Below are 21,020 nucleotides of genomic sequence, written 5' to 3'. Positions count from 1 at the left end.
TTGCGGGCGGGGGTTCGGTCAGTTCAGGTGGGCGAGGCGGCGCAGCGCGGCGCGGTCGCCGTGGAAGACGTCGGCGTCCATCGGGTGGCCGGCGGTGCCGGGCACCGTGGCCTGCTCGCTGTACTGCCAGAAGTCCCAGCCGGTGGCGCCGGGCAGCGGGCGGGGTTCGGTGGTGCCGTAGCGGGCGAGCCAGGTGTGGTGGCCGCTCAGTTCCTTGGTGCCGCCGAGGCAGTCGTCGACGATGTCGCGGCGGGTGTAGACGATCGGCGCGGTGCCGGTGGCCTGTTCGACCCGCTTCAGGAAGGCCTTGACCTGGGCGAGCTGGAGGCGGTGGCCGTCGCGGGTGCACTGTTCCAGGTCGAGGGCGGGTGGCAGTTCGCCCGCCTTGGTGCCGGTGTGGCCGGCGCGGCGGGTGACGTCGAGGAAGTGGTCGGCCTGGGCGGTGCCGTCGCCGTCGGGGCGGAAGAAGTGGTAGGCGCCGTGGATGAGGTTCACCGAGCGGGCGCCGGCGAGGTCGCGGGTGAACCAGCCGTCGTCGAAGGTGAGGCCGTCGGTGGCCTTGAGGTAGACGAAGGACTGGCCGCCGCGGGCGATGGCCGGCCAGTCGTAGGCCTGGTCGCCGTGGCCGGTGTCGTGGCTGTGGTGGGAGCTGTCGAAGCCGCGTACGGAGTACGCCTGCGGGCCGGCGTCGGCGCTCGCGGCCGGGCCGAGTGCCGTCGCGCCGAGGGCGGACAGGGCGAGGGCGGTCACGGCGGCCGCCCGGGCCGTGCCCCGGAGCAGGCCCCGGATCGTGCGGCGGGGGACGGGGTTCATCGGCGGTTCTCCTCTGCGTGCGGCTGGGGGGTGGTGACGACGGGGGTGGTGACGGTGCGTCGTCCCCGGGGTGGTGGCGGTCCGGTCGGATCTGCTGCCACCGAGAGCTTCGTCCAGCGGCCGCCGGCCTTGCACCGGTTGCCTGTTGTCGCCCGGTGCGGGCATCTCGACAACCCCGCTGACCTGCCGTTCCACTCGTACGAGGGGTCGCCGCGACACCCCGTGACCCGCCCCGGGCGGGCTCGTTGGACGGTTGGGACACGACCGGATCGGGGGCGGCGGGTGGACACGGAGGGCAAGCGCGGGCGGGTGCCAGGGCAACAAGGCCCGGGACAGCAGGGGCCGGGGCAGCGGCCGCCGGGCCCGGCGGAGGACGGCGCGCCCGGGCCGGAGCCGGGTTTCGGGACGGCGCTGCGCGAGCGACGCCGGGCGGCGGGTTTCTCGCAGTCCGAGCTGGCCCACCGGGTGCACTACGACAAGTCCCACTTGGCTTCCTCCCGGCCCCGAGGGGCCGGGATTCCGGTCGCACGTGCGGCGCCGGTGGTTAGCGCTTCACAGACCGGCCAAAGCCGAGGTCTCCACGCCCTGACACCGCATGCCCTGCGGCGTTGAGGATGTTCTTCGCGGCGTTCACGTCAGCGTGCTCCTGGTGTCCACAGGCGGTGCATCGGAAGTCGGCTTGGCTCTTACGCGACTTCGAGTCCACGTGCTTGCAGGCGTTGCAGGTCTGTGACGTGTACGCGGGGTTGACTAGAACCACGCTGGTTCCGGTGGTGCGCGCCGCGTTGCGCAGCGCGAGTTCGAGCATGTGCCATCCCTTGTCGAGGATGGCCCGGTTCAGCCCGGCTTTGGCTCGGACGTTCCTGCCAGGCTGTTCCGCTGTGCCAACCGCTGAGGCGGTCATCGACCGGATGCGGAGGTCTTCCAACACCACAACCGCATTTCGGGTGGCCAGCTCGGATGCGGTATGTGCGCAGAACTCGACACGCCGGTTGCGGACGCGCCCGGTGATGACGTTGATCTTCGCCAACACGGCTTTGCGGCGGTTGCTGCCTCGCCTGGAGCGCGCAAGTCGCTGCTGCAGCCGACGCAGTCTGGCGGCCTCACCGGGGGTGGCATATGCCCGGTCGCGGAAGTCTCCGTCGCTGGTCGTCACCGCGACCTTCACGCCACGGTCCACGCCCACGGCCGTGTTCGGCATGGCGTGTTGCTCCGGGGTGGTCGTGCCAGTTTCCACCAGAAAGGAGACAAACCAGTGCTGCCTCTGGCGAGTGACCGTGGCCGAACGGACCTCGCCGCCGAGCGGGCGGGACCAGCGAAACCGAACCCATCCGAGCTTCGGCAGCTTCGCGCGGCCCCACTTACGGCCGATCCGCTCCACAGTGATCAGGTTCCCGGCCGGGAAGCGGAACGACGGAGACCAGCGGGTCCTGGAACGCCACCTGACCTTGAATATGCCATGTTCCCGGCACGCTCGGTCCAGATCGCGAAGGGTCTGCTGCAACACGTGCGAGGGGGCATCCTTGAGCCAGGGGAAGTCCTTCTTCGCGTCGACCAACTCGGCAGCTTGCGGGACGTAGTTCATCCATGCCCCACGGCGTCGGTACTCCCGACGCTGTTCAAGAGCGGTATTCCACACGTCGCGGCAGATGTTGCCGAAGGTCTCACACAACTCAGCCTGTGCCTGATCGAGTTCAAGCCGATACTTACGACCGGACAACATCGTGGAACACCTCCCTCCGATCGTCGTGGTCAACCTAGCGCGCAGCTCTGACAACGCGGCGGTCTCCGCCGCTCTGGTCAGGTGCTGGGCACCGGCGACCGCCCCGATCGAGCCGGCTACCCGCCGCCGGTGTCCATACCGGGCTCGCGGCCACCAACGCGGAGGAGGAAGGTCGGTCTCATGGCCCAAACTGGACCTGGGCAGATCTGCTCGGCCAAAGGGCTGACGGAGCACAACGGATCAGCCTTCGTCGGGCTCTCCGGATCTGCCGAGTCCTCGTTGTCATCCGCCGGGTCGCCGCGGCCGGGGTGCCGGAGCTGCGCCGCAGCGCGGACGACGCGGTGCTGAGCACCCAGACCCAGTACCTGGCCGGGCGGATCCCCGGTTTCCGGTGGGGCGTCAACGCGCTGGCGCTCAGCCCCGACGGCCGGCTGGTCGCCACCGGCGACTCGCGGGGCCGGGTGGCGCTGTGGGACACCGCCACCACCGCCCTGGTCGCCGAACTGCAGGGAGAGGTGGGCCATCCCGTGCAGGACGTGGAGTTCAGCCCGGACGGGCGGCTGCTGGCGGCCGCGCTCACCCGTGACCCGCAGCGGCGGGTGCTGCTGTGGCGGGTGGCCGACCGGCAGCGGCTGCCCTCCCCGGTGATGCCGCCGAGCGCCACCGGCGCGTCCACCGTCGCCAAGCGGCTGGCGTTCAGCCGGGACGGCGCGCTGCTCGCGGCGGGCACCAGCGACGCCGACCTGCCGGGGCGGGTGTGGGTGTGGCGCACCGACGCGGGCGCCGCCCCGCCGGTGCGCACCCTGGTCGACCACGCCGGGGTGATCCAGGGCCTCGGCTTCGGCGCGGGGCACCGGATCGCCTCGGCGGCCACCGACGGCACGGTGCTGGTGCGGGACCTGGACGCGCCGGCGCGGGCGGACGGCGGGGCGCCGGTGGTGTTCTCGGGGCGTTCGCCGTCCCCGCGCTCGCTGGCCTTCGCGGCCGACGGGGGGCTGCTGGCGGTCGGCGACGAGCAGGGCGGCATCCGGCTGTGGCGGCCCCCGGCGGGCGGCGCGGCGGGCGGCGACATCGGTAGCGCCGGGAGCGCGGCCACCGGGGAGGAGGACGAGCTGCAGGACTGGCCGGTCACCGACCTGCCGGCCCGTCACCTCGGCTCGGTCAACGCGCTCGGCCTCACCCCCGACGGCACCGCCCTGGTCTCCGGCGGCGCCGACCGCAGCGCCCTGGTCTGGGACCTGCCCACCCGGCGGGTCACCGCCGAGCTGCGCGGCCACCCCACCTTCGTCCTCGGTGTCGCCGTCGGCGGCGACAACCGCACCGTCGTCACCTCGGCCGGGATCAGCTCGCCGTCCGGCAGCGTGCTGGTCTGGGACCTGCGGCGCGGCACCGACCTGGCACCGGGCCCGGACCGTCCGCCGGTCACCGCCGTCGCCTCGGCCGGGGACCGGGCGGCGGTCGCCACCGCCGACGGCCGCACCGCGCTGTGGGACGTGGCCGGACCGGCGCCCCGCCTGGTCACCGTCACCGCGCCGACCGGCAGGGCCGTCACCGCCCTGGCCTTCGACCGGGCCGGCCGCACCCTGGTGAGCGCCGGCGCCGACGGCTCCCTGCGCGTGTACAGCGCCGTGGACGGGTCGCCGCGCGCCTCGGCCGGCATCGGCGACGAGCCCACGGCCGTCGCCCTCAGCCCCGACGGCTCGCTCCTGGCGGCGGCCACCGCGGACGGACGGCTGCTCACCGGCGCCCCGGACGGCTCACCGCTGCGCCCGCGCCGGCACGACGACAAGGACCGCGTCCTGTCGCTCGCCTTCCTCGGCGACGGCGCCGAACTGGCCTTCGCCCACGACTCCCAGTACGTCCACCTGCTCGCCGTCGCCGACCCGGCCGACGAGGTGCGGCAGAGCCCGTTCCGGCACGACGACCTGGTGCGCCGGATCGCCGTCAGCGCGGACGGCCGGCAGCTCGCCACCACCGGCAACGACCGGCTCGTCCACGTCTGGGACACCCGCACCGGCCGGCGGCTGGACGTCGGCGAGCACCCGGTGGGCGACGACACCGTCCAGGCCCTCGCCTTCACCCCCGACGGCCGCGCCGTGGCCGGCGTCGGCCGCGGCGGCCGGCTGCGGCTGTGGAACCCGGCCGCCGCCTCCGCCCCGGCCACCGTCACCGGCCCGGGGCAGTCGCTGGAGGCCCTGGCCTTCCTGCCCGACGGGCGCGCCCTGGTCGGCGGCGACGACGGCGCCGCCGCGCTGTGGACCCTCGCCCCGGGCACCGCCGCCGCCCGGGCCTGCGCCGTGCTGCGCGCGCCGCTGCCCCGCGAGGAGTGGTCCCGGCTGCTGCCCGCCGTCCCCTACCGTCCGGGCTGCGGCTGAGCGGTGGGCCGGCGGGGTGTCAGGACAGCGGGGTGTCAGGACGGCGGGGTGTCAGGACGGCCTGGTCGCGGGGCGCGGGTCGCCGGACTCCCGGGCCCAGGCGCCGATGCCCAGGCGGCCGGTGGTGCCCAGGTCGAGTTCGGGGGTGACCGTCACGGGGGCCGCGTCCGGGGTGGCGCGGACCCTGACGTAGGGGACGTTCTCCGGGGCGCCGTCCAGGGTGGTGTTGCGCCACACCAGGGTGGCGCGGGCGCCCTCGCCCGGGCGCAGCGCGATCTTCTGCGGCGGGTTGTCGGCGCCGGTGCCGGTGGCGATCTCGGCGCCGCCGGACAGCAGCCGCACCCCGTCGACGGGCCGGTGCTCCAGGTCGAGGAGTTGCAGGGTCGGGTAGCCGTCGAGGTCGACCGTGGCCGTGCCGCAGTTGCGCAGGTGCAGGCCGAGCACGCGCAGGCCCATCGCGGCGTCGCCCTCGTCGGCGTACAGCCGCAGGCCGGAGGCGGGGCAGGGGCCGTCGGGCCGCGGGGCCTCGGCGGTGGGCACGCTGCGGACCTTGGTGATCTTCAGCTGCGGTGCGGCGCCCGGCGCGGCCGGGCCGGTGCCCGGACGCGTCGGCTGGACCGGTTCGATCGGCGGGAACGCCGCGCCGGACCCCGGCCCGGCCGTCGGCGTGGTCCCGTTCAGGTCGAGCCGCTGCTTCACGGTGGCCCCGGGGGCGACCGCGGCGACGGTCTCCGTCACGTAGTCCTTCACGGCGCCGGCCGGGGAGAACAGGCCGAACTGCACCGTGACGTCGGACGGTTCGGTGCCCCGGTTGGTCACCTCGTACTCCGCGCAGGCCGCGTTGACGGCGGTGATCCGCACCCCGTCCCGGGCGAGCGCGGACGGCACCTGGGCGCCGGCGGTGGGCGACGGCAGCGCCACCCCGCACGGCCCGGCGCTGCCGGACGGCGCCAGGGTGCCGCCCGCCCCGGTGACCTGGGACCCGCAGCCGGTGAGCAGGACGGCGGCGACCGCCGCGGCGGCCGCTCCCGGCCGACGGCCCGTCAGCGGACGGCTGGACTTCTCGAACTGGTGCATCGGACGAGTCGATCATGCTCCGCACCCGAACGGCTGTGAGCCGGGCCACTCCCCGTGCAACAGCTCTGCAATGGTCCCGCCCGTGCCCGGTTCGCCCCGCCCCGCCGCGCCCCGCCGTTCCGTCTCAGTCCGCGGCCTCCGGGTGCGCGGCCTCCAGGCGGGCGATCTGCCGCTGCGCGTCGATGTCGCCGTGCTCCTGCGCCCAGCGGTACCAGGCGAGCGCCTGGCGGTGACCGCCGCGCTGTTCGTGGATCTCGGCGCCCTCCGTCCAGGCCCCGGTGTCGCCGGCTTCGGCGGCCCGCCGCAGCCAGGCGAGGGCGGTCCAGTGGTCGCGGTCCTCCAGGCGGATCCGGGCCACCCGGCGCATGGCGGTGACCTCCCCGGCCATGGCGGCCAGCAGCAGCCAGTGGTGCGCGTTGACGGCGTCGAGGTCGACCAGGACCGCCACCGCCCCGAGGTCCCCCGCCTCGGCGAGGTCGCGGTAGCGCTTGAGCGCGCGCTTGCGCAGGCGCCGGCGTTCGAGCCGGTCGGTGGAGTCCTCGCGCAGCAGCAGGCAGAGCCGGGCCACGTCGTGCTTGGCGTCCGGGTCGCCCGCGACCTCGGCCCGGGTGAAGGCCTCCAGCGCCTCCGCCGTCCGGCCCTCCCGCTCGTGGGCCTCCGCCTCGGCCCGCGGCGCGGGCGGTACGGGCGCAGGCGGTACGGGCAGGGGCGGTACGGGCGCAGGCGGTACGGGCAGGGGCGCAGCCGGCGGTACGGGCGGGGGCGGGGGTACGGGCAGGGGCGCAGCCGGCGGTACGGGCGCGGGCGAGGGTTCCGCCGGCGCGGGGTCCTGCGGCGCGGGGTCCTGCGGCGTGGTGTCCGCCAGGCCCAGGGCGCGGCGGACCCGGCGGGCCTCCTTCTTGGCCTGGACGTCCCCCTTCGTGCCGGCCCGGGCGTAGTGCTCCAGTGCCTCCCGCGGCCGGCCGAGCCGTTCCAGGATCTCCCCCATGTCCTTCAGGGACGGCACATGGCCCTTCTCCGCGGCCGGGCGCAGCTGTTCCAGGGCCTCGGGGAGCCGGCCCTCGTCGCGGGTCCGGCGGCCCACCCACAGCGCGGCGTCCACGCTGCCGAGCCGGGCCGCCCGGTGGTACCACTCGGCCGCCTCGGTCTGCCGGGCGGGATCCCGGTTGAGCAGGTTGGCGGCCATCGTCATGCCGTGCGGGCTGCCCTCGGCGGCGGCCCGCAGGAACCAGCCGAGGGCCTGCTCGTCGCGCTTGCGGCCCTGGTGCCAGGTGCCGAGCGCCAGCATCGCCGTGACCTTCCGTTCGGCCGCGGCGAGTTCGTGGCGCCGCAGCACCGCCAGCTGTTCCTCGGTCAGCGGGCCGAACCGTTCGACCAGGGCGGCGCGGACCCTGGCCGCTGCCCCGGATGCGCCCTCGTGCCGGCGGGCCGCCGCGCGCTCGTACCAGGCGATGGCCTCCATCGGCCCGGTCACTCCCTCGCCCTCCCGCAGCAGTTCGCCCAGCCGCATCATCGACGCGGTGTCCCCGGCCTCGGCCGCCATCCGGTGGAAGGCGAGGAGTTGCTCGCGGCGCTCGGGGAGGTGGCGTTCGATCATCCCGGCGGCCTCGCCGGCCGCCCCGGCCCGGCCCGCCTCGGCGGCCTTCCGGTACCACCACAAGGCCGCGCCCCAGTCCCGAGCGCTGCGGTGGCTGGCGGCGAGCCGGTGCATGGCCTCGGGGTCCCCGGCCCGCGCGCCGGCCCGGTACTTGGCACCGGGAACGCCGCTCCGGAGCGGCGGCGTGGGCGCGGGCGAAGCGGCGGGGGTGGGCCGGGACAGGACGGCCGTCTGCTCCGATCCGGGCGGCTGCCGCTCCTCCGGCCGCCGGGGAAGCACGGGAGGCGCGGGAGGGACGGAAGGCGCGGAAGGCGCGGAAGGCCGGGGCGGCGGCAGGGTGGTGCCCTGGCCGCCCTGCGCGGTGGTCGGTGTGGGCCCCAGGTCGTGTTCCAGCCGCAGCCGGGCGCCGAACGCGGCGAGCGATTCGGTCGGCGCTTCGATCGGCGCTTCGGCGAGCGGGTCGACCCGGGTCGGCTCGGCCCCGGACGCCGCACCGGGCCGTGGCTGCGCCGCCGCCGCTGCCGGGCGGCGGCGCAGGGGTTCCTCCAGGTCGACGGCCAGGCCGGAGCGTTCCTCGACCGCCGCCCAGAGCGCCGGCGGGAACCAGTCGCGTGCCTTGGGCGGGGCGTCCGGCAGCAGGGCCGCGAGGTCGGCGAGCCTGGGGCGGTCGTCCGGGTGCGGTTCCAGGCAGGGGCGGACCACCCGGTCCACCTCCGGCGGCAGCCCGTCCAGCCGCGGCCGTCCGTTGAGGATGTTGGAGGCGATCTGCCTGGGGATCCCCGGGCCGAAGGGGTTGCCGTTGAGGGCGACGGAGGCGAGGACCAGGCCCAGCGCGAAGACGTCGCAGGCCGGGCCGACCTCCTGGTAGAGCAGTTGCTCGGGCGCGGCGAAGGTGATCGTCGCGGGAACCTGGGTACCTGTCAGCACGGTCTCGTCGGCGGGGTCGAGGTGGCGGGCGATGCCGAAGTCGATGACCCGCGGTCCGGCGCCGGCCAGCAGGACGTTGCCGAGTTTGAGGTCGCGGTGGACCAGGCCGGCCGCGTGGATGGCGTCCAGCGCGTTGACCAGGCCGGTGGCGAGCACCCGCCAGGTGCGCAGTGGCAGCGGGCCGCCGCAGACCTCCAGGGCGGTGGCCAGGTCGACGCCGCGGATGTAGCAGGTGGCGAACCAGGGTTCGGCGGCGCCGGTGTCGGCGTCGACCACCTCGGCGGTGTAGGCGCTGTCGACCGCGCGGGCGGCCACGACCTCGCGGTCGAAGCGGCGGCGGAAGAGCTCGGGGTCGCGCGCGAGCCGGTCGGGGCGGATGGTCTTGAGCGCCACGCCGCGCCCGAACCGTACGTCGTGGCCGGTGCGCCGGGCGTAGTAGACGTTGCCCCAGCCGCCCCGGCCGAGCCGGCCGAAGAGCCGGTACGGGCCGATCGTCTCGGGATCGTCGTCCTCCAGGTACTCCACCGTGATCCCCTCACTGTTCCTCACCGGAGCACCGCCCGGAGGCGTCGCGGGCGTTCCCGGTGGTCCGTCGGTCCCAGCGCGCCCGGCGCGTCAGCCCTGGCGCGTCGGCTCGTCGCCGTCCGGCGGGCGCCTGGGCGGTTTGGCGCGCACGCCCTCGGCGCGTTCGCCGGGCCAGCGCTGGCCGCTGCGGCGCAGGACGATCCCGGGTTGGACCTCGATCTCGTCGTCCGGGCCGAAGGCGTGGAACAGCCGTTCGCGGGGCCGCTGTTCGCAGGCTTCCCGCAGGTGCGGGAGCGGTTTCCAGGGGGTGGGGTCCTGTCCGGGGCGGATCGTGCGGATCCTGCTGACGGCCTTGCCGCTGGTGTCGAGTGCCCGCAGCGTGCCGCGGCGGGAGACGATCAGCAGGTGCCGGCGGGAGACGGCCAGGCGCCGGTCCTCGTCGAGGTGCCGGTCCTCGATGCGGGCGAGGTTGGCCCGGCCGAGGACGAATTCGGTGCGGTCGTCCTCGGTGAGGTTCTCCCAGGCGCGGCACTCCCCGTCGACCAGGACCTTGAGCTGGGCGCGGCGACGCCGGGGGCCGGTGTCCTTCAGCAGGGTGCCGTGCGCGCGGCAGACCACCTTGTCGCGCCGCACGGCGGGGGCGGGGTGGCAGCCGTCGACCGGGCACCGCCAGGAGCGTTCCAGGATCTCGGCGCGGGGCCGGCCGCGGACCAGCAGGTTGCTCGCCCGCAGGTCGTCGATCTCGCGTTCCCGGGAGACGACCCGGTCGGCGAACACCCGCATGTCGCGGCGGACCAGGCGCACCGGGCGGCCGCCGCCCCATGCGGGGGCGAGGAACCGCTCGCGGTCGCCCTGGATCCAGGGGTGGCGGCCGCGGTGGCCGGTGTAGAGGTCGCTGCTGATGACGGGGGTGCCGAGCGACCGGGCGTGGTCGAGCAGGTCGGGGTCGGCGCTCTCGCGGGAGGTGATCAGGCCGTGGTCGCGCCATTGCCGCAGCAGGGCGGGCTCGGCGGGGTCGGGGTAGAGCGCGTCGTACTCGGGGCGCAGCAGGCTGTCGTCGGCGATGGCGTGGACGGTGACCTCCCGGTCCTGTTCGAAGGCGCGCAGCGCCGCCAGGACCAGGCGCAGCCGGTCCAGCGCCCGGGGGGTGCCGCCGCCCAGGCCGCGTTCGCGGACGATGTTGGAGAGGTCGAGCAGGAAGTCGGCCCGCTCGGGGCGGCCCCGCAGATGGCGTTCCATGCGGCGCAACGCCGCCAGGTCGCTCGCCACGCCCCACCCCACGCCGTTCGCCCGCCCCTTGTTCCGGTGTAGAGGCTAGCGACCTCGGGGGGTGTCGCGCCGGGTGTCCCGGACGATACGTCAGTCCCGTTACGCGATCGGGAAGTTCGCGGGCGAGCGGTCGGGAGGATGAACAGGTGAACGGCTCCGGGCCCCCCGCGTGGTGTCGCGGGGAGCCCGGGGCCGTCGACGCCGCGGACGGTAGCTCCCGGCCGGGTCCGCGAAGCGCCGACCCCCGGCTGACCCGTCGGCAGACCCCCGGCAGGCCGGGCCGTCAGAGGCGGTCGGCGTCCAGGACGGCCCGGACGAAGGCGTCCGGCGCCTCCTGCGGCAGGTTGTGGCCGACGTCCGCGAGGGTGCGGTGGAGGTAGGGGCCGGTGAAGTACTGGCGGTAGCCGGTGCCGTCTCCGGGGGCGGTGAAGGGGTCGCGCCCGGGGTCGAGGGTGACGGTGGGCACGGCGATCCGGGGCCGGGCGGCGAGCCGCTGCTCCAGCCGGTCGTAGCGGTGCTCGCCCTCGGCAAGGCCCAGCCGCCAGCGGTAGTTGTGGATGACGATCGCCGGGTAGTCGGGGTTGTCGAAGGCGACGGCGGTGCGCTCGAACACGGCGTCGTCGAAGGCCCAGGTCGGTGAGACGTTCTCCCAGACCAGGCGGCACAGGGCGCGCCGCTTGTCCCGGTCCTCCATGGCCAGGCGGCCGCGCTCGGTGGCGAAGTAGAACTGGTACCACCAGGTGTGCTCGGCGGCGGCCGCCAGCGGCTCCCGCTGCTTCGCCACGTCGGTGATCAGGTATCCGCTGACCGACACCAGCGCCTTGACCCGCTCGGGCCACAGCGCGGCGACGATGTCGGCGGTGCGCGAGCCCCAGTCGAAGCCGGCCAGCACCGCCCGTTCGATCCCCAGCGCGTCCATCAGCGCGACGACGTCCAACGCGACCGCCGCCTGCTGGGCGTTGCGGGGCGTGCGGGCGGACAGGAAGCGCGTCGTGCCGTGCCCGCGCAGGTAGGGCACGATCACCCGGTAGCCCTGCGCGGCGAGCAGCGGTGCCACGTCCACGTAGCTGTGGATGTCGTACGGCCAGCCGTGCAGGCAGATGACCACGGGACCGTCCGCCGGGCCGTCCTCGGCGTAGCCGACGTCCAGCACCCCGGCGCGGACCTGCGCCGTCCGGGCGAACCCGGTCCGCCCGGCGGACCCGGCGGACCCGGCGGCTCCCGGGGCGGGTGCTGCGGGCGCGGCCGGGGCGGTCTGGGGCAGGGCCGCCAGGGACAGGGCGCTCGCGCCCGCCCCGAACCCGACGGCCTTGGTGAAGGTGCGCCTGTCGATCATGCTCGTTCCTCCGTGGTGCGGTGGTGTCGGCCGGCGCCGGGATCCGGCGGCCGGCCCCACCCACTGTGAGCCGCGAAGCGCTCACGCACATCAGTCACATGACGCTGAGTCACCGGACGGAGTCACGGAAGGATGACCGTACCGAGAACCGCTATGAGCGGTAGCGGTAGCGGATCCGGCCGCGGGTGAGGTCGTAGGGGCTGAGCTCCACGAGCACCCGGTCGTGCGGGAGGATCTTGATGTGGTTCTTGCGGACCTTGCCGCTGATGTGGGCGAGCACGATGTGCCCGTTGGACAGTTCCACCCTGAAGGTGGCGTTGCGCAGGCACTCGGTGACGGTGCCTTCGACTTCGATGCCGTCTGCTGTCTTGGCCATGTCTCTCACCTCTCCGTTCGGTGATGGGGCGCCGGGGCGGCGCCGTGGTGGCGGTGCTGTCGGTGGCGCCGGGTGGCGCCGGTGGTGTCCGTGGTGTCCGTGGTGGTGCCGGTTGGCGTCAGTGTCGGACGAGTTCGAGGGTGCTGCCCGCGCGGCGGGCGCCGATGCCCTCGAACAGGGCGGTGGCGGCCGCGTTGGTCTCCGCCACCTCGGCCCAGGCCGTGGTGACGCCGTCGCGGTGCAGCGAGTCCAGTGCGTGGGCCAGCAGTGCGCGGGCGATGCCGCGGCGCTGGTGGTCGGCGCGCACGGCGAGCAGGCCGATCCGCGGCCGGCGCGGCAGCGGCGCGGTCCGCAGCAGCCCGACGTAGCGGCCGTCCTCGTGGGCCACGGTGTACTTCACGGGGTGGACCACGGTGGTGCCCGCCGGGCGGGGCAGGATCTGGGCGGGCATCGCCGACCAGCCGGCGCCGGCCTCGACCTCCCGGTGGATGGCCCGGTCCAGGTCGCGCAGCGGCTCCTCCCGCGCCTCGCCGGGCGCCAGGACGGTCACGCCCGCCGGGGGCCGTACCGGGCCGAGGCCGGTGGTGCGCGGGTCGGTGGGCACGGTGTAGCCCCACTCGCGGCGTACGACCGCGAAGCCGACGCGCTGCCAGGCGGCGGTCGCCTCCTGGTCGGCCTCGTCGGTGACGGTGTGCAGCGGTTCGGGCAGGTCGGTCAGCATGGTGCGGGCGATGCGGTCGAAGACCGGGCCCTGCCAGGCGTCGACGCTGACGAACAGCCGTCCGTCGGGCCGGCGCGAGGTGTCGCCGCTGCCGACCACGCGGTCGTCCTCCACGGCCTGCCACTGGGTGTCCGAGATCCGGGTGACCACGAGCGCGCGGCCGTCGGCGGCCGGGAGGGAAAGGTCCGGGGTGGAATGGCCCTGGGCGGAGTGGTCCGGGGCGGGGTGCGAGACGTTCATGGGTGTTGCCTTTCGGGAGTGCCTGGTACGAGGCGCTCTCCCGGGCGACATGAACGTCAATCGCCCGCCGTGGTGAAGAGGGGGAGCACCCACGCGGTTACCGCCTTCATGGGTCTCACCTCCTCGCGTCGTCATCACGGCTTCGCAGACCGTAGCAGCCCGGAGCCGACCGGACCAACCGGTTTCACCGCCGGAGCCCCGGGCGGGCGGGCCGGGACGGTCCGGTGCGACCCTGCTCCGATGAACCCTGACGACAACGACCTCGGGCAGCGCTGGACGAGGCGGTTGCTGGCCGTCCTCGCGGCCGACCCCGCCGACCAGCTGGCCTGGGCCCGTGAGCACCGGGTGCGGACCGCCGCCCTGACCGATGACATCGAGCTCGTCCTGCAACTGGCCGAGGCCATGGCGGAGCGGGGAACCCTCGCACCGGAGGTCCTGGAGGACGTCAGGACCATCCACCGGCTCTTCGGCGGGACGGCCACCGGCCGGTGGGCCGACGCCCTGGCCGCCGAGGCGCGCTGGGACGGGATGCGGGCCTCGGCCCGTCGGGTCCTCACCGCCCGGGAGGGCGACTGGCGACTGCCCCTGCCCCGGCGCGTGTCGCCCGGGCACGTCTACGACTGAGCGCGACTGCGGTATCGCCCCCGGTGTCCCGCAGGGTGAGACGGCCCGTCCCACCCCCGCGGGTTTCTGCCAGCATGCGGGGCATGCAGCAGCAGCTGATTATCAGCCGCGGCGTGCCGGCACCGTGCCGGGAGGAGTGACCCTCCCCGGCCCACCGCCCGCACGCAGACCTCTCGCACTCCGCGAGGGGTCTTTCTGCTTTTCCGGCCCGCCAGTCCCACCCACAGACAGGACCGTCGCCATGGAACACGCCCGGCTCACCGTCACCCTGCGCCCCACCACGGGGACGCTGGCGCGGCTCGCCTCCACCCTCAACAACCACCGCGTGCTGGACCTCGCCTTCAGCACCGCGGCGCCGGCCCCGGCCCGGGCGGTGGTGCGGGTGCCGCGGCCGGAGGCGGTGCGGGTGCAGCAGAAGCTGCGCCGGATGGTGGATGTGCTCGACGTGGCCCTGGAGCCGGCCGGCCCCGCCGAGGGCAGCGGCCCCGCCGAAGAGGCCGGCGCGGTCAGGGAGGCGGGCCCGGTCGGCGGGCGCGGTCGGTGATGTTGCGCGCCATGGCGCCGAACACCGGGCCGTGGAAGGGCGCCATCGCCCACCAGTAGGCGTGTCCGGCCAGGCCGTGCGGGTGGAACAGGGCGCGCTGGCGGTAGCGCGCGCCGCCGTCCCCGTCGGGGGCGACCCGCAGTTCGAGCCAGGCCAGGCCGGGCAGCCGCATCTCGGCCCGCAGGCGCAGCAGGCGGCCGGGTTCGATCTCCTCCACCCGCCAGAAGTCGAGGGCGTCGCCGACCCGCAGGCGGTGGCGGTCGCGGCGGCCGCGGCGCAGGCCGACGCCGCCGGCCAGGCGGTCGAGGGTGCCGCGCAGGGCCCAGGCGAAGGGCAGGGAGTACCAGCCGTTGTCACCGCCGATGCCCTCGACGACCCGCCACAGGGCCGCCGGGTCGGCGGCCACATGCCGTTCGCGCAAGTCCTGGTAGAGGCTGCCGCCGGCCCAGTCGGGGTCGGTGGGCAGCGGGTCGCTGGGGGCGCCGGGCAGGGAGGCGGAGGACCAGCGGGTGTCGACGCGGGCGTCCCGGACGCGGCGCAGGGCGAGTTCGACGGCGCGGTCGAAGCCGGTGAGGCCGCCGGGCGGGTCGGGGATCCAGCGGGCGATGTCGTGCTCGTGGCAGACCACCTCGTGGCGCAGGGATTCCACCAGCGGGCGGGCGAGCGGGCCGGGGACGGGGGTGACCAGGCCGACCCAGTGGCTGGACAGGGCCGGGGTCAGGACGGGCACGGGCAGGATCAGCCGCCGGTGCAGGCCGGCCGCCTCGGCGTAGCGGTGCATCATCAGGCGGTAGGTGAGGACGTCCGGTCCGCCGATGTCGAAGGGCCGGTCGGCCTGGGGCGGCAGACCGGCGGCGCCGACCAGGTAGGCCAGTACGTCGCGGACGGCGATGGGCTGGATGCGGGTGTCGACCCAGCGGGGGGTGACCATGACGGGCAGGCGCTCGGTGAGGTAGCGGAGCATCTCGAAGGAGGCGGAGCCGGAGCCGATGATGACCGCGGCCCGCAGTTCGGTGGTGGGCACCCCGGTGGAGCGCAGGACGCGGCCGACCTCGGCGCGCGAGCGCAGGTGCGCGGAGAGTTCGGGTTCGGGGACGCCGGCGGGCAGCAGCCCGCTGAGGTAGACGATGCGGGCCACCCCGGCCGCGGCGGCGGCCCGGGCGAAGGCGCGGGCGGCGTGCCGGTCGGTGGTGTCGAAGTGCGGGCCGGTGCCGAGCGAGTGGACGAGGTAGTACGCGACGTCGACGCCGTCGAAGGCGCCGGCCAGGGTCCCGGGCCGGGTGACGTCGCCGGCCACCGCCTCGACGCCGGCGCGCCACGGCTGGTCGCGCAGCCGTCCGGGGTCGCGGGCCAGGCAGCGCACCCGGTGCCCGGCGGCGAGGAGTTCGGGTACCAGGCGGCCGCCGATGTAGCCGGTGGCTCCGGTGACCAGGCAGTGCCGCCCGGTCGGGGGTCGCTCGTCCATCGTCCGTCTCCTTTCGACGTCCTCTCGCTGTCCTCTCGACGTCCTCTCGGTGTCCTTTCGACACCGCCGGACCGTGGCCGGGCCGGGGCGGGCCGGTCAGCGCAGCAGTCGCTCCAACTGGTCGAGGGCGGTGGCCAGGTCACGGGGTCTCAGGGTGCCGGGCGGGCGGCGGGGGCCGGCCCAGCCGGGGCCGGCGGCCAGCACGACGGGGCCGGTGCGCGCGCCGTGCGGGCCCCAGGTGGTGCGGGCGACGCGGTGGGCCAGCGCCCGGTCGGCGGTGCGGGCGACCTGGGACCAGAGTAGGACGGCAGGCGGGCCGGTGCGGCGCACCGCCTCCAGGAGCGCCTCGGTGGGCAGGGCGGCGCCGAACATCCGGAACGGCAGCCCGCGTTCGGCCAGCCCCGCGGCGACCGCCTCCAGCGGCAGGGAGTGCAGTTCGGTGGGCATGCCGGCCAGCAGCGCGGCCGGTCCCGGCGGCACGTCGTCCGGGTCCCCGGCCCCGTCGCGGGTCCGGTCGGCGGCCCGGTCGGCGGCCCGGCGCAGGGCGGCGGCGACGTGCCAGGAGAGCAGGTGTTCCACCTCGACGCAGCGTTCGCCCTCGGCGGCCCACTTGCGGCCGGCCGCCCGCAGGGCCGGGGTCATGACCTCGGCCCAGGCGGTGACCGCGCCGAGGTCGTCGATGGAGCGGCGCAGGATGCGGGCCATCTCGGGCGCGTCGAGGCGTACGGCGGCGCGGGCCAGTCCCCGGCACTCGGGGCGGACGGTGCCCACCGGCAGGGTGTTGCCGCCGGGGGCGGGCACGGCCGGGGCCTGGCGCGGGAGCGGGGCCGCCGTACCGCCGGCCGGTCCGGTACGGGTGGCCAGGGCGGCGCGCGCGGCTTCGGCGGGGGCGACGCCGCGGGCGGTGAGGCGGCACATCTCCTCCAGCACGGCCACGTCCTGCGGCCCCCACCGGCGGTGGCGTCCGGGGTCGCGGTGGGCCGGGCCGATGCCGTAGCGGCTCTCCCAGGAGCGGACGGTGGTGGGCGAGACACCGAGCCGTCGGGCGAGGGCGCCGGTGGTCAGGGCGGCGGCGGCCGCGGCGGCGGGGGCGGTCACGGCGGCGAGCCTACGGCGGGGCGGGGCGCGGTGCCGGGCGGACGCGCGGACCGCCACGCCCGGACGCCGGGGGCACCGGAGCCGCTGGGGGCACCAGGGCCGTCGGGGGCACCGGGGCCGTCGGGGCCGTCGCCGAGGTGGCCGCGCAGGTGGCGCAGGGCGTCGCGGATGCGGGTCTTGACGGTGCCCAGCGGCGCCCCGGTCCGGGCGGCGGCCTGGGCCTGGGTGCAGCCGCCGACGTAGACCAGGAGCAGGCACTCGCGCTGGACCTCGCTCAGCGTGGCCAGGGCGCGCCGGAGCCGGTCGCGTTCCCGCCGGCCCTCGACCCGGTCGATGGCCTGGTCGGCGACCTGGTCGAAGTCCGGGGTGTAGGCGCGCAGGGCGGCGGCGCGGTCGCGGTCGGCGGCGGCGCGGGCGGAGCGGACCCGGTCGACGGCTCGCCGGTGGGCCAGGGTGAGCAGCCAGGGCAGGACCTCGCCGCGCTCGGGGCGGTAGCGCGGCGCCTCCCGCCACACCTGCCAGAACACCTCCTGGGTCACCTCCTCGGCCTGGGCGCGGTCCCGCAGCACGCGCAGGACCAGGGCGAGGACGGCCGCGGCGGTGGCGCCGTAGAGGTCCTCGAAGGCCCGTTCGTCGCCGCGGGCGGTCCGGGCCACCAGCGCGCGCAGCCCGGCCCGCCGGTCGGCGCTTCCCCGGTCGGCGGGTGCCTCGGGGTCGGCGGCCCGGCGCCGGGTGCCTCGGGGGTTGGCGGCCCGGCGCCGGGTGCGTGGGGGGCGGGCGCCTCGGGGGCGGGCCCGCCGGGTGCCCGGTCGATCGTCGCCGGCACCCTCCGACCGTCGCGCAGGGCCGGCCCGTCCGGGTACTCGCAGCGTTTGCGCAGCGTTTTGTGCCAGTGGCCGGGGCCCGGCGGGCGTCAGGTCGTACCGGCGGGCGTCAGGTCGTACCGGCGGGTGTCAGGGGGCGCCGGCGCCGAGCAGGGCGCGGGCGGCGGCCAGGCCGGAGCGGCAGCCGTCCTCGGGGGAGCCCCAGCCGTGGTGGGCTCCGGCGAACGCGGTGCGTCCGGTGCTGAGTCCGGGCAGCCGGCGCTGGGCGGCGACGGTCTCGGCGGTGTGGACGGGGTGCTCGTGGACGGCGCGGGAGATCACCAGGTGCTCGGGGACGGGGTCGTGGGGCGCCTCGTTGCGGGTGACCAGGTAGTCCTCGGCGGTGTCCAGGCGCAGCAGCCGGTTGAGGTGATGGCTGATCCGCGCGGTGCCGGCCGGGGCGGTGCAGTGGGGCATGCGGTAGTTCCAGGAGCCGCGGGCCCACCGGGTGCCGGGCAGGACGGAGGTGTCGCGGTGCAGGACGGTCGGGGTGCGGGTGTAGCGGAAGGCGGCGAGGACCTCGCGTTCGGCGCGGGTGGGGTCGGCGAGCAGGTCCAGGGCCTGGCCGGCGTGGGTGGCGACGACGACGGCGTCGGCCTCGGCGCGGCGGCCGTCCGCGGTGGTGAGGGTGATGCCGTCGAGGTGGCGGTGGACCGCCCGGACGGGGGTGTGGCGGTGGACGGCGGTGAGGCGGTCGGCGATGCGCCGCACGTACGCGGCGGATCCGCCGGTGACGGTGCGCCAGGCGGGCGGGCGGGAGTCCGAGAGCAGGCCGTGCCGGTCGAGGAGGGTGAACAGGTGGCGGGCGGGGTGGTCGCCGGCCGGGTCGGGGGCGGTGCAGGGGCGGGCGGCGGCGACGAGGGGGGCCAGGTAGTGGTGGGCGAAGTAGCCGGAGAAGCATTCGTCGAGGAGGAAGTCGCGCAGGGTGGGGTCGCCGGCGCCGGGGTGGGTGAGCAGGCGGCGGGCGCGGGCGCGGAAGCGCGGGATGTCGGCGAGCAGGCGCAGGTAGCGGGGGCGCAGCAGCGGTTCGGGACGGGCGAGGAGTCCGGCCGGTCCGTCGGTGCCGGCGTACTCGAGGCCGCAGCCCTCGCAGTGCACGGCGATGGCCGCGTCGGCGTCCCGGGTGGGGACGGCGAGGTCGCGCAGGAGCCGTACCAGGTGGGGGCAGGTGTGCTCGTCGTGGATCAGGAAGCCGGTGTCCAGGGCGAGTTCGCGGCCGTCGGGGGTGGTGACGTGCTGGGTGCGGGCGTGGCCGCCGAGCCGTCCGCCGGCTTCGAAGAGTTCGACCTCGGCGCCGGCGCGCCGCAGTTCCCAGGCCGCGGTGAGGCCGGCCACGCCCGCGCCGACGACGGCGATCCGGCGGCGGCCGGGGGTGCGCGGGGCGCGCCGGGGGGCGGGTCGTCCGCTCGGGGGTGCGGGGGTGGCGGCGGTGGGGGCGGCGGTCAACGGGGGTCCCTTCCGATCGGCCCGGTGCGGTGCGGTGCGGTGCGCGTGCGGCTGGGCAACGCCCGTGGGGGCCGCGTCCGTTGTTCGGAGCGGGCGGGGCGGCGGATTGGACGGGCCTCCCGGTTCCGTGCGCCGGGAGGCCGGGCAGGGCCCGTACGGCGGCCGGGCCGGGGTTCAGTGGGCGGTGTCCGGGATCCAGGAGCCGTGGATGCCGGCCGTGACGCGGCGCGGCAGGTGGACGGCGGCCAGCTGTCCGAGGCCGGAGGCGTCCAGGACGAGCAGCCGGGAGGCGTCCTGCTTGAGGTCGGAGACGACGGTGAGCAGGTAGCCGTCGTCCTCGCGGGTGGCGCCGGCGGCGGGGACGAAGACGGCCTCGCTGGGCATCCGGGCGTCGCCGACCTCGTGGATGCGGCGTTCCCCGGTGGTGCGGTCGTACTTGACGACGCCGTAGCCGCCGAGGCCGTCGGAGTCGGGGAAGGAGACGGCGTACTGGTAGCGGTGCTCGGCGCCGAGCAGGTCCTCGTTGATGGTGGGGAACTCGGTGGCGAGGTCGTCCACGGTGTACTCGGCGACGGTGCCGGCCGCCGGGTCGATCACCCAACGGCGGGTGCGCGAGGCGGTGGTGGGCTCGGTGCCGCGGCCGGGGGCGCCGACCCACCAGTTCCAGGACAGGACGAAGCCCTCCCGGTCGACGGCCGGGCCCTCCAGGACGATCCGGCCCCGCTCGTCCTCGTAGGCGTTGGCGGCGTGCAGCAGGGAGCCGGGCTCGACCGGGTACCAGCGGATCCGTCCGGCGCCGTCCGCGCCGCGCGGCATCACGCCGATCCGGGCGGGCTGCTCGTCGTCCCAGCCGTACGGGATGCCGGAGTGTTCGGCGGGGTCGAAGGTGACGGAGCCCTCGACGAACACCACGTGGTGGCGGGTGATCGCGAAGTCGTGCTTGAGGGCGGCGCTCGCGCCGGGGACCTCGGCGCTGTGGACGATCGCGCCGCTCGCGTCGGCGACGTGGTGGGTGAGGTAGGGCGGGAGGGGCGAGGAGCCGAAGAAGTGCAGTTCGCCGGTGGCGGGGTCGACCTTGGGGTGGGCGGTCATCGCGGTGCGCAGCGTGCCGGCGAAGTCGTAGGCGCCGACGGTCTCCAGTTCGGGGGTGAGCTCGAAGGGCAGGTTGGCCTCGCTGAGCGCGAGCAGGCGTCCGGCGTGCTCGATGACGTGGGTGCCGGCGGTGCTGGCGGTCAGGTCGGGGCCGTGTTCGGTGAGGTAGGGGGCGCCGTCCAGGGCGGGGGTGCGCACCCAGCGGTTGCGGTACCACTCGGCGCGTCCGTCGCGCAGCCGGATGCCGTGGACCATGCCGCTGCCCTTGAACCAGTGGGTGGGCGTGATGCCGGGCTTGGGGTTGTGGCTGTTGCGGACGAGCCGGCCGGTGAGCTCCGGGGGCAGGGTGCCCTCGACGGTCAGCCCGGTGGCGGTGATCTCGTCGACGGCCGGGGTGTAGTGGCCGGTCAGGTAGGGCTTGGCGGCGGTCATGGTCGGGTCCTCGCTGTCTCGGTGGGGTGGCTCGGGTGGCTTGGGTGGCTCGGCGGTCAGGCGCGCTTCTCGGCGCGGTTCTTGAGGCAGGTGAGCCAGCTCTCCAGGGAGGTGCGCAGGGCCTGGCCGAGTTCCTCCGGCATGGCGTCGACGGGCTCGCCGCTCCAGGACTCCTCGGTGTGGACGGTGACCTGGTCGCCGGTCTGCTCGAAGGTCCACACGTGGACGCCGTCGATGCCGTTGGCGGGGCCGCCCCAGACGATCCGGGCGCGGGCACCAGCTCGCGGACGGTCGAGGTGATGGTCAGCCCGTGGGTGCGCCAGGTGAAGACGGCGCCCTCGGCGAGCGGGCTGTGGAGGCGGGCCTGGTCGATGTCGGTGTTCCAGACGGGCCAGTCGCCGATGCCGGTGTGCAGGGCCCAGACGGTGTCCAGGGGCGCGTCGATGACGGTGGACAGGCGGGCGATGACGGGGGCGG

At 75.9% G+C, this 21,020-nt stretch carries 17 protein-coding genes and 1 pseudogene; 4 read left to right on the top strand and 14 right to left on the bottom strand.

What is annotated here, in order from left to right:
- Positions 1 to 18 precede the first annotated feature (18 nt).
- Both ACYP53_RS39585 and ACYP53_RS39580 read right to left on the bottom strand, forming a co-directional pair.
- Positions 19 to 813 carry a glycoside hydrolase family 25 protein gene (locus ACYP53_RS39585; protein ID WP_459650995.1) on the bottom strand — a complete coding sequence of 265 codons (795 nt, stop codon included), beginning with the start codon at positions 811 to 813 and terminating at the stop codon, positions 19 to 21.
- 544 nt (positions 814 to 1,357) lie between these two features.
- Positions 1,358 to 2,536: an RNA-guided endonuclease InsQ/TnpB family protein gene (locus ACYP53_RS39580; RefSeq protein ID WP_459650994.1), complete on the bottom strand. Its 1,179-nt coding sequence runs from the start codon at positions 2,534 to 2,536 to the stop codon at positions 1,358 to 1,360.
- 308 nt (positions 2,537 to 2,844) lie between these two features.
- Between ACYP53_RS39580 and ACYP53_RS39575 the strand changes: the two genes are divergently transcribed.
- Positions 2,845 to 4,911, top strand: a complete 2,067-nt coding sequence (locus ACYP53_RS39575) for a WD40 repeat domain-containing protein (RefSeq protein WP_459650993.1) — start codon at positions 2,845 to 2,847, stop codon at positions 4,909 to 4,911.
- Between the two features lie 51 nt (positions 4,912 to 4,962).
- Here the strand turns inward: ACYP53_RS39575 and ACYP53_RS39570 are convergent, their stop codons facing one another.
- From ACYP53_RS39570 to ACYP53_RS39545, 6 genes are all read right to left on the bottom strand, one after another.
- Complete coding sequence (locus tag ACYP53_RS39570; RefSeq protein ID WP_459650992.1) at positions 4,963 to 5,988, bottom strand: DUF4232 domain-containing protein; 1,026 nt, start codon at positions 5,986 to 5,988, stop codon at positions 4,963 to 4,965.
- Positions 5,989 to 6,112: 124 nt separating this feature from the next.
- A complete protein-coding gene (locus ACYP53_RS39565; RefSeq protein ID WP_459650991.1) occupies positions 6,113 to 9,061 on the bottom strand; it encodes a protein kinase domain-containing protein in 2,949 nt (982 codons plus the stop codon).
- A 66-nt stretch (positions 9,062 to 9,127) separates the two neighbouring features.
- The gene (locus ACYP53_RS39560) at positions 9,128 to 10,306 is read right to left on the bottom strand and encodes a hypothetical protein (protein WP_189924459.1); all 1,179 of its coding nucleotides are present in this window, start codon (positions 10,304 to 10,306) and stop codon (positions 9,128 to 9,130) included.
- 283 nt (positions 10,307 to 10,589) lie between these two features.
- A complete protein-coding gene (locus tag ACYP53_RS39555) occupies positions 10,590 to 11,642 on the bottom strand; it encodes an alpha/beta fold hydrolase (protein WP_459650990.1) in 1,053 nt (350 codons plus the stop codon).
- Between the two features lie 151 nt (positions 11,643 to 11,793).
- Positions 11,794 to 12,018: a translation initiation factor IF-1 gene (infA, locus tag ACYP53_RS39550; protein ID WP_189924455.1), complete on the bottom strand. Its 225-nt coding sequence runs from the start codon at positions 12,016 to 12,018 to the stop codon at positions 11,794 to 11,796.
- Positions 12,019 to 12,136: 118 nt separating this feature from the next.
- Positions 12,137 to 12,979 carry a GNAT family N-acetyltransferase gene (locus ACYP53_RS39545; RefSeq protein WP_459650989.1) on the bottom strand — a complete coding sequence of 281 codons (843 nt, stop codon included), beginning with the start codon at positions 12,977 to 12,979 and terminating at the stop codon, positions 12,137 to 12,139.
- 240 nt (positions 12,980 to 13,219) lie between these two features.
- Here ACYP53_RS39545 and ACYP53_RS39540 point away from each other — a divergent pair, with 240 nt between their 5' ends.
- Together ACYP53_RS39540 and ACYP53_RS39535 are read left to right on the top strand one after the other, a co-directional pair.
- On the top strand, positions 13,220 to 13,603 hold the full coding sequence (locus ACYP53_RS39540; RefSeq protein WP_459650988.1) for a hypothetical protein: 384 nt from the start codon (positions 13,220 to 13,222) through the stop codon (positions 13,601 to 13,603).
- Between the two features lie 241 nt (positions 13,604 to 13,844).
- Positions 13,845 to 14,147, top strand: coding sequence for a hypothetical protein (locus ACYP53_RS39535; protein ID WP_189924448.1), 303 nt, complete (start codon positions 13,845 to 13,847; stop codon positions 14,145 to 14,147).
- On the opposite strand, the gene ACYP53_RS39530 is transcribed toward ACYP53_RS39535, so the two are convergent.
- The 6 genes and pseudogenes from ACYP53_RS39530 to ACYP53_RS39505 all read right to left on the bottom strand — a co-directional run bounded on the left by ACYP53_RS39530 (position 14,110) and on the right by ACYP53_RS39505 (position 20,764).
- Positions 14,110 to 15,612, bottom strand: a complete 1,503-nt coding sequence (locus tag ACYP53_RS39530; RefSeq protein WP_459650987.1) for an SDR family oxidoreductase — start codon at positions 15,610 to 15,612, stop codon at positions 14,110 to 14,112. The genes ACYP53_RS39535 and ACYP53_RS39530 overlap by 38 nt on opposite strands.
- Positions 15,613 to 15,708: 96 nt before the next feature.
- Positions 15,709 to 16,710 (bottom strand): MerR family transcriptional regulator, encoded by a 1,002-nt coding sequence (locus tag ACYP53_RS39525; RefSeq protein ID WP_459650986.1) that lies wholly within the window; start codon positions 16,708 to 16,710, stop codon positions 15,709 to 15,711.
- Between the two features lie 131 nt (positions 16,711 to 16,841).
- A pseudogene (locus ACYP53_RS39520) lies at positions 16,842 to 17,378 on the bottom strand (sigma-70 family RNA polymerase sigma factor); the annotation flags it as partial.
- Positions 17,379 to 17,663: 285 nt separating this feature from the next.
- Positions 17,664 to 18,929: an NAD(P)/FAD-dependent oxidoreductase gene (locus ACYP53_RS39515; protein WP_459651203.1), complete on the bottom strand. Its 1,266-nt coding sequence runs from the start codon at positions 18,927 to 18,929 to the stop codon at positions 17,664 to 17,666.
- 264 nt (positions 18,930 to 19,193) lie between these two features.
- Positions 19,194 to 20,543 carry a carotenoid oxygenase family protein gene (locus ACYP53_RS39510; RefSeq protein ID WP_459650985.1) on the bottom strand — a complete coding sequence of 450 codons (1,350 nt, stop codon included), beginning with the start codon at positions 20,541 to 20,543 and terminating at the stop codon, positions 19,194 to 19,196.
- Positions 20,544 to 20,599: 56 nt separating this feature from the next.
- A complete protein-coding gene (locus ACYP53_RS39505; RefSeq protein WP_459650984.1) occupies positions 20,600 to 20,764 on the bottom strand; it encodes an SRPBCC family protein in 165 nt (54 codons plus the stop codon).
- Here ACYP53_RS39505 and ACYP53_RS39500 point away from each other — a divergent pair.
- The coding region (locus tag ACYP53_RS39500; RefSeq protein WP_459650983.1) for a hypothetical protein at positions 20,765 to 21,020 on the top strand (256 nt) is incomplete at its 3' end.

This window comes from Kitasatospora sp. Ki12 (genome assembly GCF_054601375.1).
Note: the sequence above shows the minus strand (reverse complement) of the source record. Positions and strands in the feature narration are given on the sequence as shown.

Excerpts from the sequence above, each read along its gene's own strand:
- ACYP53_RS39585 (WP_459650995.1), bottom strand. The coding sequence starts at position 813 with ATGAACCCCGTCCCCCGCCGCACGATCCGGGGCCTGCTCCGGGGCACG.
- ACYP53_RS39580 (WP_459650994.1), bottom strand. The coding sequence starts at position 2,536 with ATGTTGTCCGGTCGTAAGTATCGGCTTGAACTCGATCAGGCACAGGCT.
- ACYP53_RS39570 (WP_459650992.1), bottom strand. The coding sequence starts at position 5,988 with ATGCACCAGTTCGAGAAGTCCAGCCGTCCGCTGACGGGCCGTCGGCCG.
- ACYP53_RS39555 (WP_459650990.1), bottom strand. The coding sequence starts at position 11,642 with ATGATCGACAGGCGCACCTTCACCAAGGCCGTCGGGTTCGGGGCGGGC.
- infA (WP_189924455.1), bottom strand. The coding sequence starts at position 12,018 with ATGGCCAAGACAGCAGACGGCATCGAAGTCGAAGGCACCGTCACCGAG.
- ACYP53_RS39545 (WP_459650989.1), bottom strand. The coding sequence starts at position 12,979 with ATGAACGTCTCGCACCCCGCCCCGGACCACTCCGCCCAGGGCCATTCC.
- ACYP53_RS39540 (WP_459650988.1), top strand. The coding sequence starts at position 13,220 with ATGAACCCTGACGACAACGACCTCGGGCAGCGCTGGACGAGGCGGTTG.
- ACYP53_RS39535 (WP_189924448.1), top strand. The coding sequence starts at position 13,845 with ATGGAACACGCCCGGCTCACCGTCACCCTGCGCCCCACCACGGGGACG.
- ACYP53_RS39530 (WP_459650987.1), bottom strand. The coding sequence starts at position 15,612 with ATGGACGAGCGACCCCCGACCGGGCGGCACTGCCTGGTCACCGGAGCC.
- ACYP53_RS39510 (WP_459650985.1), bottom strand. The coding sequence starts at position 20,543 with ATGACCGCCGCCAAGCCCTACCTGACCGGCCACTACACCCCGGCCGTC.